We start from the raw sequence: 12,880 nt of genomic DNA on the forward strand, positions 1-12,880 counted from the left end.
GAAGGAGCGGCTGTGACACAACCGGTCGTCGTGGAGGGGCTGTCGGCGTGGTCACCGGCCCGTGGGCTGACCCCTGCCGCGGAGCCGACGACACCCCTGCTCGTCGCGGACTCCTGGCTGGTGCGGGACGGCAGGGTGCGCGGGCTCGAACGCCACCGGGAGCGGTTCCTGCGGAGCTGCGGCGAGGTGGACGGACCGCCGCTGCGCCGGCTGCTGGAGTTCTGGCGGGACATGACCGACGCGCTGCCCCGTACGGGCGAGTGGTTCCCCCGCGTCGAACTCGCCGCTGGCTCCCCGCAATTGCGGTTGCTGCTGCGGCACGCTCCTCCGCTCGGGACCGGCGTGCGGGTCTGGACGACCGGCCAGGCCGATCCACGGACCGTGCCCCGCCGCAAGGGACCGGACCTCGGCGCCCTCGCCCGGGTGCGCGAGCGGGCGTCCGGTGCGGGGGCGGAGGAGGCGGTGCTGGTCGCGCCCTCCGGCTCCGTGCTGGAGGCGGCCACCGCCAGCGTGCTGTGGTGGGAGGACGACACCCTGTGTCTGCCTCCGCCCCGGCTGCCGGTCCTGCCCGGGGTGACCGTCGCCCTCGTCCAGGAGCGGGCCCGGCGCGAGGGCATCCCCGTCGCCCACCGCGAACGGACCGTGGCCTGGCTGGACGGCCGTGAGGTGTGGCTGGTGAACGCGCTGCACGGAATACGGCCGGTGACGGGGTGGAGCGGCGGACCGTTGCGGGCGGCACCGGCGCGGCGCGCCCCGGAATGGCGGGCGTGGCTGGACGACATCATGGAGCCGCTGCCGCGCATCTGAATTCCGCTGCCGCGCATCCGGCCTCTGCTACCGCACAATGCGCCGGACCATATACGGTCCGGCGCAATCAAAGCTGCCTTGATTCAATTCTTCGGTGTCGGCTGATAACCCCCCGGAACCATCCGCGTGGCAATGGCGATCCGGTTGTAGGCGTTGATGACGGTCGCCGCCCAGATCAGCGCCGCGATCTGCGTCTCGTCGAAGACGTCCGCGGCCTCGGCGTAGACAGCGTCCGGCACCTGCCCGTCATGCACCAGGGTCACGGCCTCGGTCAACGCCAGTGCGGCGCGCTCGCGGGCGGTGAAGAAGGGGGTCTCCCGCCAGGCGTTCAGGGCGTAGACGCGCTGCTCGGTCTCGCCCGCCGCACGGGCGTCCTTGGTGTGCATGTCGAGGCAGAACGCACAGCCGTTGATCTGCGAGGCGCGGATCCGGATCAGTTCCAGGAGTTCCGGTTCGACCTTGGCGTCCTGGGCCGCGGAAACGGCGGCGGCGTGCAGGGAGCCCATCGCCGACGAAACGTCGGGGGTGCTTTTCTTCAGGGCCACACGGGATATGGATGCGCTGTTGTTCATGGGGCGACTCTATCCAGGCGGCCGTATTCGGGAATGGGGAACAGCCGAAATGGGCGGCGTTATTCGGGCAGCACCGCGCACAGCGCCTCCAGCGCTGTCGACCAGGCGTGGTCCGGCGGCGTCCCGTAGCCCACGACGAGCGCGTCGCGCCGCTCGACGCCGGCCTCGGGGTGCTGGTAGCGGTGCAGCCCGTGGACCGCGAGCCCCTGCCAGGCCGCCGCCCGCAGCGCCGGCTGCTCGGTGCCCGGCGGGAGCCGCAGCACCACGTGCAGACCGGCCGCGATTCCCGTGGCGTGGACCCTCGGGGCCCGTCGCGCGAGCTCGGCGACCAGGGCGTCGCGGCGGCGCCGGTACCGCAGTCGGGCGGCGCGCACATGACGGTCGTAGGCGCCGGAGACGAGGAACTCGGCGAGGGTCAGCTGGTCGAGTGAGCCGCAGGAGTCGATGCCGCCCTTGGCGGCCAGCACCTCCTCCATGAGGCCGGGCGGCAGCACCAGCCAGCCCAGCCGGAGGCCGGGGGCGAGGGACTTGCTGGCCGTGCCCGCGTGGACGACGTGGTCGGGGTCCAGGCCCTGGAGGGCGCCGACGGGCTGGCGGTCGTAGCGGAACTCGCCGTCGTAGTCGTCCTCGACGACCAGGCCGCCGGTGCGGCGCGCCCACTCGACGACGGCCGCCCGCCGGTCGCGGTGCAGGGTGCCGCCCATCGGGAACTGGTGGGCGGGGGTGAGCAGCACCGCGCCCTGGTCGGTCAACTCCCCCGGGTTCGTGCCGCGTTCGTCGAACGGCAGAGGCACGGTCCGCAGACCGGCGGCCGCGAGCAGGTCCCAGTGCACGTCGAGGCCGTACGACTCCACGGCGACCGTGCGGGCGCCCCGGGCCCGCAGCACCGCGCCGAGGAGGCGCAGGCCGTGCGAGAACCCGGCGCACACCAGGATGTGTTCGGGGTCGGCGCGCACCCCGCGGGCGCGGGAGAGGTAGCCGGCGAGGGCGGTGCGCAGTTCGACGCGGCCGCGCGGGTCGCCGTAGTCGAGGGCCTGGTAGGGGGCGGTGGCGAGGGCGCGGCGGGCGGCCTTGAGCCACTGCGCGCGCGGGAAGGAGGCGAGGTCGGGGGTGCCGGGGACGAGGTTGTGGGTGGGACGCCCGGGTTGGCGGGGCCGGGGTGGGGCGCCGGTCGGCGGGACGACCGTGCGTTCCGAGACGCGGGTGCCCGAGCCCTGGCGGGCGGTGAGCCAGCCCTCGGCGACCAGGTCCGCGTAGGCGTCGGCGACGGTGTTGCGGGCGACGCCCAGGTCGGCGGCGAGGGCGCGGGACGAGGGCAGCCGGGTGCCGGGGGCGAGGCGGCCGGTGCGGACGGCCTCACGCAGGGCGTCGGTGAGGCCCCGCCGGACACCCCCTCCGGTGGGTTCCAGGTGCAGGTCGACGCCGAAAGTGGCCCAGGGTTTCGCCATGGAAGTGGACCATACCCCTGGGCTGCCTGGCTCCTAGGGTCGAGGCATGACCACTGAGGAAACCGTCCGGTACGCGCCCGAGCACACTCCCCGTCTGTCCTGGGCCCAGCACGCCCCCGAGGTCTACAAGGCGATGCTCCGCCTCGACACGGCCGCCCGGCGTGGCCTGGACCCCCGTCTCCTTGAGCTGGTGAAGATCCGCGCCTCGCAGCTCAACCACTGCGCGTTCTGCCTCGACATGCACTCCAAGGACGCCCTCGCGGCCGGCGAGAGCGTCGAGCGGATCATCCAGCTCGGCGCGTGGGAGGAGTCGCGGCACTTCTACACGGAGAAGGAGGCCGCGGCCCTCGAACTGACCGACGCGGTCACGGTGCTCACCGACGGCTTCGTGCCGGACGAGGTGTACGCCCCGGCGGCCAAGCACTTCGAGGAGGCCGAACTGGCCCAGCTGATCGCCGCGATCACGGTGATCAACGCGTGGAACCGGTTCGGCGTGACCTGCCGTATGGTCCCTGGCCACTACGAGGCGGGGAAGCACCAGTGAGCCGTACAGAGGTCCTCGACCGGGAGGTCGGCCAGGCCCTGTCCGCGCTCAGCGCCGCCGCGAAACGGGGGCTCGGCGACCTTGCCCTCGCCGAACTGGTCGTCATCCGGGCCTCGCAGCTCAACCACTGCGCCTTCTGCCTGGACATGCATCTCGGGATCGCCCGTGAGCACGGGGTGAGCGAGCGCCAGTTGGAACTGCTCGCCGCGTGGGAGGAGGCCGAGGGCGTCTACGACGAGCGGGAGCGGGCCGCGCTCGCGCTGACGGAGGCGGTGACCGTTCTGACAGAAGGGTTCGTGCCGGACGACGTGTACGCCACCGCCGCCGAGCACTTCGACGAGGGGCAACTCGCCCATCTCATCGGTCTGGTCGTCGCCATCAACAACTGGAACCGGGTGATGGTCGCTCGCCGGATCCCGCCGGGGGGTCACCGGCCGTGAGGAAGGTGGAGGTCTTTCGCGCCCTGCACAGAGGCCGTCTGCCGGACGATCCGCTGGTGCTGCCCGGTCCCTGGGACGCCCTCAGCGCCCGGGTGTGCGAGGAGGCCGGGTTCCCGGCGCTCGCCACGCCCAGCGCGGGGATCGCGGCCGCGCTCGGGCACGAGGACGGGTCCACCCCGGCCGACGAGATGTTCGCCGCGGTGGCGCGTGTCGCCGGGGCCGTGGACATCCCCGTGTCGGCGGACGTCGAGGGCGGGTACGGGCTGGCGCCGAAAGAGCTGGTGGAGCGGATCCTGGAGGCGGGTGCCGTGGGCTGCAACCTCGAGGACTCCCGCCAGGGTGTCCTCAAGGACCCGCGCGAGCACGCCGACTGGCTCGCCGAGGTGCGGTACGCGGCCGGTGACCAGTTGTTCGTCAACGCCCGCGTGGACACGTTCGCGTACGGCGACGGCGATCCCGAACGGGCCATCGAGCGAGCCGCGTTGTACGTCGCCGCGGGCGCCGACTGCGTCTATCCGATCGGCGCCCCGGTGGGCGTGCTCCCCTTGCTGCGGTCCGGTGTCCAGGGGCCGGTCAACGTGCTCGGCCGGCTGGACGGCGAGGGCCCCTCGCCCACCGAACTCGGTGAACTCGGGGCCACTCGCGTCACGTTCGGACCGGGGCTGCAGCGGAGGATGGCCCGCCAGCTGCGGGAGAGCGCCGACCGCCTCCAGCGATAGTGCTGTTCAGGACAGCCACGCCTTCCACGTCGACGTGTGGCTGTCCACCCACTTCTTCGCCGCCTCCTCGGGTGTCAGCTTCTGGTCGGCGATCATCAGGGAGACCTGGTTCTGGTCCTCGGTCGTCCACTTGAACTTCTTCAGGAAGGCCGCCGCCTTGCCGCCGGACCTGGCGAAGTCCGTGTTGAGGTACTTCTGGAGCGGGGTGTGCGGATAGGCGCAGGTGATCTTCGCCGGGTCCGCGTCGCAGCCCTCCTTGTAGGCGGGCAGCTTCACCTCGGTCATGGGCACCTTCTCGAACAGCCACTGGGGGGCGTACCAGTAGGTCAGGAAGGGCTTCTTCTCCTTGGCGAACTGTTTCATCTGGGTGATCTGCGCGGCCTCCGAACCGGCGAACACCACCTGGTAGTCCAGGTCCAGGTTCTTCACCAGCGCCTTGTCGTTGGTGACATAGGACGGGGAGCCGTCCATCAGCTGGCCCTTGCCGCCGCTCTCCGCGGTGCGCAGCTGCGAGGCGTACTTGTTGAGGTTCTTCCAGTTGGTGACGTCCGGGTGCTGCTTGGCGAAGTACGTCGGGACGTACCAGCCGATGTGCCCGGTCACGCCGAGTCCGCCGCCCGGCGTGATCGTCTTCTTGTCCTTGACGTACCGCTGTTCCTGCTCGGGGTGGCCCCAGTCCTCCAGGATGGCGTCGACCCGGCCCTGGCTGAGCGCGTCCCAGGCGGGCACCTCGTCGACCTGGACGGTGTCGACGCGGTAGCCGAGCTTGTGCTCGAGGAGGTACTGGGCGACGGCCACGTTGGCCTGGGCGCCGACCCAGGACTGCACGGACAGGGTCAGGCTCTTGGCGCCCTGGGCGTTGGCGAAGGGCGAGGCCTGCTTGGTCATGTCGGCGGCGCCGCAGCCGGTGAGGAGCAGCAGGGCGCCGACGCCCGCGATCGCACGTACTCGCATGTCAGGCTCCCTTCCCCGTGCGGCGTTCGGTCGGCTGGGTGACCCGGTCGAGCATCAGGCCGAGGCAGACGATGGCGGCGCCCGCGACCAGGCCGGTCGCCAGGTCGCCCTGGGCCAGGCCGAAGACGGTGTCGTAGCCGAGCGCTCCTCCGCCGACCAGACCGCCGATGACGACGACGGCGAGGACGAGCACCACGCCCTGGTTGACGGCGAGCAGCAACGCGGGTCGGGCCAGCGGGAGTTGCACCTGCCGCAGCTGCTGCCAGCTGGTCGCGCCGAGCGACCTCGAGGACTCCATCGCGGCCGGGTCGACCTGGCGCAGGCCCTGTGTGGTGATGCGGACGACGGCGGGCAGCGCGTAGACGACGGCCGCCGCCGCGGCGGGCGCGCGGCCCACGCCGAAGAGCGCGACGACCGGGATCAGGTACACGAACTGCGGCATGGTCTGGAAGACGTCCAGGACGGGCCGCAGCAGCCGCTCGACGCGGTCGCTGCGGGCCGCCGCGACGGCGGTCGCGAAGCCCAGGACAAGGGTGACGGCGACGGCCGCGAGGACCTGCGACAAGGTGTCCAGCGCGGGTGTCCACACACCGAGGACGCCGATCGCGGCCATGGCGAGGACGGCGGTGAGCGCGGTGCGCCAGGTGCCGATCAGCCAGGCCAGGGTGGCGACGATGAGCAGCACGGACCACCAGGGCAGCCCCTGGAGCCCGTCGCGGACCGGGTCGAGGACCCAGGTGGTGAAGTGGCCGGCCCAGTCGGCGGTGCCGCCGACGACGGGGACACCGGAGTAGAGGTGGTCCGTCATCCAGTCGACGGCCCGGTTGACCGGCTCGGCGATGTTCAGGGTCCAGGCGTCCGGCCAGTCGAGACGGCCCAGCAGACGCCCGGCCACCGCCACGACGACGGCCCCGGCGAGGGCGTACGCCCATCCCGCGCGCCCTCGTGGCTCGGTGCCGTCGCCCGCCGCGCCCGTCACCCGGTCGAGGACGACGGCGAGCAGCACGATGGGGATGCCGGCCGCGAGCGCCGCGCCGACGTCGACCGAGGCCAGCGCCTGGTAGACGCGGTCACCGAGGCCGGCGGCGCCGATCACAGACGCGATGACGGCCATCGACAGCGCCATCATGATCGTCTGGTTGAGGCCGAGGAGGAGTTCCTTGCGGGCCAGCGGGACACGGGCGGTCAGCAGCCGCTGGCGGGCGGTGGTGCCGAGCGACTCGACCGCCTCCAGGACCTCCTTGTCCGCGCCCTGCAGACCGAGCGCGGTGAGGCGGGCCATGGGCGGGGCGGCGTAGACGACGGTCGCGAGGACGGCGGCGGGCACGCCCATGCCGAAGACCAGGACCACCGGGAGGAGGTAGGCGTAGGCGGGCATGACCTGCATGGTGTCCAGGACCGGGCGAAGGATCTTGTCCATCCGGCGGGACAGCCCGGCGGCGAGACCCAGCAGGACACCGACGACGACCGAGGCGAGGACGGCGACGACCATCAGGGCGAGGGTCTGCATGGTGGGGACCCACATGCCGAGCAGACCGCAGGCGAGGAACGCCGCCGTCGTGCCCACGGCGAGCCTGACGCCCGCGACCCGCCACGCCACGAGGGCGCCGAGCGCTGTGACGCCGGCCCAGCCCGCGCCGAGCAGGACGAGATACACGGCGCGTACGGAGATCACGACGGCGTTGCTGACGTAGCCGAAGAAGTAGAGGAACAGCGGGTGGCTGTCGCGGTTGTCGATGATCCAGTCGCTCGCCCTGGACAGCGGGCTCGTGAGGTCGACGGTGAGGGCGCTCGGCCAGCTGCCGCTGGCCCAGCGGGCGTTGGCGAGCGGCACGAGGACCGCGGCGGCGAGGGCGATGAGAAGGAGCTTGTGGACCGCCCGGTGCCTGAGCAGACCGCTGGGCAGGGCGCGGGGCGTGGACGCGGTGACGGTTGCCATCAGACGGCCTCCTTGCGAAGCTCCGTTCCGGCAACTCCCCTGCCGAGCTCGGTTCCCGCGACGACGCCGAGCAGTCGCTCGTGGTCGACGACGCCGAGGCACCGCCCGTTCTCCACGACGCAGGCCGGCCTGCCGCTGCCGGCGACGACCTTGATGGCGTCGGCGACGACGGAGTCCGGGGCCAGTGCGCCCGGGTGGGTCGGGCCCGCGCAGTCGCCCGGCTTCATGGCCCTGCGGACCGTCATCACCTGTTCGCGCGGCACGTCCCGGACGAACTCGCGGACATAGCCGTCGGCCGGGGAGCCGACGATCTCCTCCGGGGTGCCCAGCTGGACGACCTTGCCGTCACGCATCAGGGCAATACGGTCACCGAGCTTGAGGGCCTCGCTCAGGTCGTGGGTGATGAAGACCATCGTGCGGCCCTCCTCACGGTGCAGGCGGACGACCTCTTCCTGCATGTCCCGCCGGATCAGCGGGTCGAGCGCGCTGAACGGCTCGTCGAAGAGGAGGACCTGCGGGTCCACCGCCAACGCCCGTGCGAGGCCGACGCGTTGCTGCTGACCGCCGGACAGCTGGGCGGGCCTGCGCTGTTCCATGCCGTCCAGGCCGACCTTGGCGACGACCTCGGCGGCCCGCGCCCGGCGCTCGGCCTTGCCCATGCCCTGGATCTCCAGGCCGTACGCCACGTTGTCGAGGACCGTGCGGTGCGGCAGGAGGCCGAAGTGCTGGAAGACCATCGCGGCGCGGTGGCGGCGCAGTTCGCGCAGCCGGGACTTGTCCATCGCGCGGACGTCCTCGCCGTCGATGCAGATCGTGCCCGCGGTCGGCTCGATGAGCCGGGTCAGACAGCGCACCAGCGTGGACTTGCCGGAGCCGGACAGGCCCATGACGACGAAGACCTCGCCCTTGCGGACGTCGAAGCTCACGTTGCGCACGGCCGCCGTGCAGCCCGTCTGCGCGCGCAGCTCGGCGGGGTCGAGGGCGGACAGCTCGGCGTCCTCGGGGACGCGGTCCGCCTTGGGGCCGAAGACCTTCCACAGGCCGTCGACGGAGAACACGGACTGATCCGTCGTCGGCGGATTCTCCATGGTCGCGGTCGTACTCATCACGCACCACCTCCCAGCAGGTCTACGGCTTTCTCGCCGACCATGAGCACTCCGATCATCGGGTTCACTGCGGTCATGGTCGGGAACACGGACGCGTCGGCGATACGGATGCCGTCCAGGCCCCGGATCCTCAACTCGGGGTCCACCACGGCCAGTTCGTCGTCGGCGGCACCCATACGGCAGGTGCCCGCCGGGTGGTACACGGTGTGGGCGACCTTGCGGGCGTACTCGCTCAGCTCCTCGTCACCGGTGACGTCGGGGCCCGGGCACACCTCATGCTTCAGCCAGCCGGCGAGCGGTTCGGTCCGCGCGATCTCGCGGGCGATCTTGATCCCGTCGACGAGGGTGCGGCCGTCGTAGTCGTCCTCGTCGGTGAAGTAGCGGAAGTCGAGGGCGGGCTTCACCTGCGGGTCCGCACTGGTCAGGTACAGGCGGCCGCGGCTCTTCGGCTTGGGGATGTTCGGGGTCATCGAGACGCCGTACGCCGGGCGTTCGTAACCGAGACGTTCCGGGTTGTCCGTGAAGGGGACCTGGTAGAAGTGGAACATCAGGTCGGGGCCCGCGTGTTCGGGGTCGCGGCGCACGAACAGGCCCGCGTCGGAGTCCATCGCGGAGTTCTCGGGGATCGGTCCGTTGGTCTCCCAGACGATCACCGACTCGGGGTGGTCGAGGAGGTTCTCGCCGACGCCCGGCAGGTCGTGCGCGACCGGGATGCCGAGTGCTTCGAGGTCCTCGCGGGGGCCGATGCCGGAGTGGAGCAGCAGACGGGGCGAGTCGACGGCACCGGCGCACAGCAGGACTTCGCGGCGGGCCCTGATCAGGGTCTCCTCGCCGTCCTTCGTCCGCACGTGCACGCCTTCCGCACGCGTGCCGTCCAGCTCCAGCTTGTACGCCCAGGTCTCCAGGAAGAGGTGGAGGTTGGGCCGCTCGTCCATCACCGGGTGCAGATACGCCACCGACGCCGACGAGCGCTTGTTGTTCTCCGGGTGGTAGGCCAGGTCGAAGAAGCCGACGCCGTCGTCGAACGGCTTCTTGTTGAAGCCCTCGACGCGGGGCACGTCCAGCGCCTTCTGGGCCGCGTCGACGAAGTCACGGGCGATGGCGTTCCGGTCCTTCTCGTCGACCGGGACGATGTTGTTCTTCAGCCGGGCGTAGTACGCCTCCATCGGCACCGCGCCCCAGCCCTTGGCGCCCGCCTCCTCCCACTCGTCCCAGTCGGAGGGCAGCGGCTTGAAGGCGATCAGGGTGTTGTGGGAGGAGCAGCCGCCGAGGACCCGGGCGCGGCTGTGCCGGATGTGGGAGTTGCCGCGCGGCTGCTCGGTGGTGGGGTAGTCGTAGTCGAGCTCGCCGCCGAGCAGGCCCATCCAGCGGCGCAGGGTGAGGACGTCGTCCCTGCCGACGTCGCTGGGGCCGCCCTCGATGACGGCGACGGTGACGTCGGGGTTCTCGGTGAGGCGGGAGGCTATGACGGAGCCTGCCGTTCCGCCGCCTATGACGACGTAGTCGTACTCCTGTTTGATCTCGGACATGGGGGTACTCCAGGAAAGTCTTGAGAGAGGAGAGGGGGGCGAGTGCGCTCAGCCTGCGAACCAGCGGACCGGCTTCGGCGCCAGGTTCTGGTAGACGTGCTTGCTCTCGCGGTACTCGGCGAGTCCGGCGGGGCCGAGCTCGCGGCCCACTCCGCTCTTTCCGAAGCCGCCCCACTCCGCCTGCGGGAGGTAGGGGTGGAAGTCGTTGATCCAGACGGTCCCGTGGCGGAGACGGCCGGCGACCCTGCGGGCACGTCCGGCGTCGGTGGTCCAGACGGCGCCGGCGAGGCCGTACTCGGTGTCGTTGGCCAGGGCGATCGCCTCGGCCTCGGTGCGGAAGGTCTCGACGGTGAGGACCGGTCCGAAGACCTCCTCCCGCACGACCCGCATCTCGCGGTGGCAGCGGTCGAGGACGGTCGGCTCGTAGAAGTAGCCGTCGGCGGGACGCTCGGCCGACGGCTCGGGGCGCTGACCGCCGGAGCGCAGCACCGCGCCCTCGGCGAGCGCGGAGGCGACGTAGGACTCGACCTTGGTCCGCTGCTGTTCGGAGACCAGCGGCCCGCACTCGACACCGTCCTCGGTGCCGCGGCCGAGGCGGATCTTCGCGGCCCGGCGGGCGAGTTCGGCGACGAAGCGGTCCCGGACGGACTCCTCGACGATGAGGCGGCCACCCGCGGAGCAGACCTGACCGCTGTGGATGAAGGCGGCGTTGAGGGCCTGGTCGACGGCGGTGTCGAAGCCCTCGGGGGTGGCGCAGGCGTCCGCGAAGACGACGTTCGGGTTCTTGCCGCCGAGTTCGAGAGCGACCTTCTTCACCGAGACGGCCGCCGCCTGCGCGACCTTCGTGCCGCTGACCAGGCCACCGGTGAAGGAGACGAGGTCGACGTCGGGGTGCTCGGCGAGCCGGGCGCCGACCGTGTGGCCGGGCCCGGTGACGATGTTGGCCACACCTGTCGGCAGACCGGCCTCGACCAGCAGCTCGATGAGCGCGATCGTCGTCATCGGGGTGATCTCGCTCGGCTTGACCACGAAGGTGTTGCCGGCCGCGAGTGCGGGAGCGATCTTCCAACTGGCCTGGAGGAGCGGGTAGTTCCAGGGCGTGATGAGCGCGCACACGCCGACGGGTTCGTGGACGACGACGCTGTGGATGTCGGTCGAGCCGGCGTCGACGACCCGGCCCGGCGCCTCGCCCGCGACCAGGTCGGCGAAGTAGCGGAAGGCGTCGGCGACACAGTCGATGTCGACCCGGCCCTCCTCCACCGTCTTGCCCGCGTCACGGCTCTCCAGGAGACCGAGCTCTTCGCGGTCGCGTACGAGAAGATCGGCAACGCGGCGCAGAAGTGCGGCGCGTTGGGCGACGGGGGTGAGCGGCCAGGGGCCCTGTCCTGAGTCGAAGGCCTGGCGGGCTGCGGCGACCGCCAGGTCGGTGTCCTTCTCGTCCCCCTCGGCGACCACGGCGAACGGCCGCGCGTCGGCAGGGTCGAGGATCTCGCGGGTGGCTCCGGAGACGGCTGCGCGCCACTCGCCGCCCGCGTGGATGGTCTGCGGCTCCTGCCGCGCCTGCTGTCCGGCCATGATCGGTGTTGCCTTCCGTTCCTGTTCAGTTCCCCTGTGTCACACACGTGTCACTCACGGGGACCGTCGTCGCCTGCCCCCGGGCCCCGATTGCATGCGCAATCGGTGGCCGAAAGTGGGCTGGCTCACTGAACATGAGGGCAAATCGGGACGAAAGGCACGGCGGCGGGTGTGGCCGGACGCCGGTTCAGTCGATCGCCGCCGCGTCGCAGGCGTAGGGCGCGCAGAAGCCGGAGAGAGCGGTGGTCAGGAGTTCCAGTTCGTCCTCGCCGCCGTCGTTCTCCAGGCCGTACGCGGCGATCGCGTAGATGAGGCCGTCCTGGGCGACGAACCGCTCGTCGTAGGCATGCCAGGGGCCCACGTCCGGCTCACCGCTGAGGGAGTCGGCCCGGTACTCCATGCGTTCGCCCGTGAACCCGTCCTCCTCGACGGGCTGGAGGTCCAGCTTCTCGAAGCCGTCCGGCTTCCTGGTCTCGGCGGAGAGGTAGAGCTCGAAGGACGCCTCCGGGGACTCCTCCGCGACCTGGTAGACCTGAAGCCGGCGTTCGCCGTCCGCGCTGCGGTAGTTGACCACGTCGATGCCGTACTTGGACGTCACGGTGGTGCGCGACCAGCCCGCGGGCCGTGCGATACGGAAGCCCTCCTCGTCCTCGTACAGCTCGTACCCGGCGGGAAGTTCGGGCGCCGAGGCGAGCGGGGACGCCGTGTCCTCGGTCGGCGAGGGGGTCGGCGACCCGTCGGGGCCGCTCTGCTGCGAGACGACTCCCGTGGGCGCCGGGCTCGGGCCACCGGCCTTGTCGTCCTCGTCCCCGCCGCCGGCCAGCGTCACCACCAGGGTCACGGCGACCCCGACGGCGGCGACCCCGGCGAGCACGGACCAGACGAGCCGACGGTTCGTCCGGGTGGGAGGCGGGGTGACGGCCGTCTGAGCGGCGGTCGGTGGGGCGGTCTGTGCGGCGGTCTGTGCGGCGGTCGACCAGGAAGTTCCCGACCACTCGGCCGACGGCGCGGATCCGCCACCGAGCTGCTCGACGGAGGACCAGCCGCCGTCGGGGGCACCGGGCGCACCGGCGGCACCGGGTCCGTGCCAGGTGCTGCCGCTTCCGGTTCCGGGCCAGCCCGCGGGAGGGGAGGGCGGGGGCGGCGGGACGGGGGCGACCGCAGACGGTCCCGTGGGGCCGGACCCCGCAGCCGCGCCCACGGTCTTGCCGGAGGCCGCATCCACCCCGGCCGACCCGGCCGCCGGC

12 protein-coding genes are annotated in these 12,880 nt (G+C 71.8%); 4 read left to right on the forward strand and 8 right to left on the reverse strand.

What is annotated here, in order from left to right; all coding sequences use genetic code 11:
- The first annotated feature begins 12 nt into the window (after nt 1–12).
- Complete coding sequence (locus BFN33_RS31575; RefSeq protein WP_069763556.1) at nt 13–807, forward strand: aminotransferase class IV; 795 nt, start codon at nt 13–15, stop codon at nt 805–807.
- A gap of 83 nt (nt 808–890) precedes the next feature.
- Here the strand turns inward: BFN33_RS31575 and BFN33_RS31580 are convergent, their stop codons facing one another.
- Together BFN33_RS31580 and BFN33_RS31585 are read right to left on the reverse strand one after the other, a co-directional pair.
- Nucleotides 891–1,379, reverse strand: coding sequence for a carboxymuconolactone decarboxylase family protein (locus BFN33_RS31580; protein ID WP_069763557.1), 489 nt, complete (start codon nt 1,377–1,379; stop codon nt 891–893).
- 59 nt (nt 1,380–1,438) lie between these two features.
- Nucleotides 1,439–2,827, reverse strand: coding sequence for a PLP-dependent aminotransferase family protein (locus BFN33_RS31585; protein WP_069763558.1), 1,389 nt, complete (start codon nt 2,825–2,827; stop codon nt 1,439–1,441).
- A 46-nt stretch (nt 2,828–2,873) separates the two neighbouring features.
- Between BFN33_RS31585 and BFN33_RS31590 the strand changes: the two genes are divergently transcribed.
- From BFN33_RS31590 to BFN33_RS31600, 3 genes are read left to right on the forward strand one after another with little or no spacing between them, the layout of a single operon-like run.
- On the forward strand, nt 2,874–3,371 hold the full coding sequence (locus tag BFN33_RS31590) for a carboxymuconolactone decarboxylase family protein (RefSeq protein WP_069763559.1): 498 nt from the start codon (nt 2,874–2,876) through the stop codon (nt 3,369–3,371).
- A complete protein-coding gene (locus BFN33_RS31595; RefSeq protein WP_069763560.1) occupies nt 3,368–3,811 on the forward strand; it encodes a carboxymuconolactone decarboxylase family protein in 444 nt (147 codons plus the stop codon). Before BFN33_RS31590 ends, BFN33_RS31595 begins: the two co-directional genes overlap by 4 nt.
- The gene (locus BFN33_RS31600; RefSeq protein WP_069763561.1) at nt 3,808–4,530 is read left to right on the forward strand and encodes an isocitrate lyase/phosphoenolpyruvate mutase family protein; all 723 of its coding nucleotides are present in this window, start codon (nt 3,808–3,810) and stop codon (nt 4,528–4,530) included. Before BFN33_RS31595 ends, BFN33_RS31600 begins: the two co-directional genes overlap by 4 nt.
- 6 nt (nt 4,531–4,536) lie before the next feature.
- On the opposite strand, the gene BFN33_RS31605 is transcribed toward BFN33_RS31600, so the two are convergent.
- The 6 genes from BFN33_RS31605 to BFN33_RS54665 form a co-directional block, all read right to left on the reverse strand.
- The gene (locus BFN33_RS31605) at nt 4,537–5,484 is read right to left on the reverse strand and encodes an ABC transporter substrate-binding protein (RefSeq protein ID WP_069763562.1); all 948 of its coding nucleotides are present in this window, start codon (nt 5,482–5,484) and stop codon (nt 4,537–4,539) included.
- A gap of 1 nt (nt 5,485) precedes the next feature.
- Nucleotides 5,486–7,423, reverse strand: a complete 1,938-nt coding sequence (locus tag BFN33_RS31610; RefSeq protein WP_069763563.1) for a proline/glycine betaine ABC transporter permease — start codon at nt 7,421–7,423, stop codon at nt 5,486–5,488.
- Nucleotides 7,423–8,529 (reverse strand): glycine betaine/L-proline ABC transporter ATP-binding protein, encoded by a 1,107-nt coding sequence (locus tag BFN33_RS31615; protein WP_069763564.1) that lies wholly within the window; start codon nt 8,527–8,529, stop codon nt 7,423–7,425. Before BFN33_RS31615 ends, BFN33_RS31610 begins: the two co-directional genes overlap by 1 nt.
- Nucleotides 8,529–10,058 carry a GMC family oxidoreductase gene (locus BFN33_RS31620; RefSeq protein ID WP_069763565.1) on the reverse strand — a complete coding sequence of 510 codons (1,530 nt, stop codon included), beginning with the start codon at nt 10,056–10,058 and terminating at the stop codon, nt 8,529–8,531. The genes BFN33_RS31615 and BFN33_RS31620 overlap by 1 nt, the downstream gene beginning before the upstream one ends.
- A gap of 48 nt (nt 10,059–10,106) precedes the next feature.
- Complete coding sequence (locus tag BFN33_RS31625; protein WP_069763566.1) at nt 10,107–11,633, reverse strand: aldehyde dehydrogenase family protein; 1,527 nt, start codon at nt 11,631–11,633, stop codon at nt 10,107–10,109.
- A 187-nt stretch (nt 11,634–11,820) separates the two neighbouring features.
- Nucleotides 11,821–12,880 (reverse strand): hypothetical protein (locus BFN33_RS54665; protein WP_370743330.1); only part of this gene is annotated, 1,060 nt, incomplete at its 5' end.

The organism is Streptomyces sp. LUP47B, from assembly GCF_001746295.1.
In the GTDB taxonomy this organism is placed as follows: Bacteria; Actinomycetota; Actinomycetes; order Streptomycetales; family Streptomycetaceae; genus Streptomyces.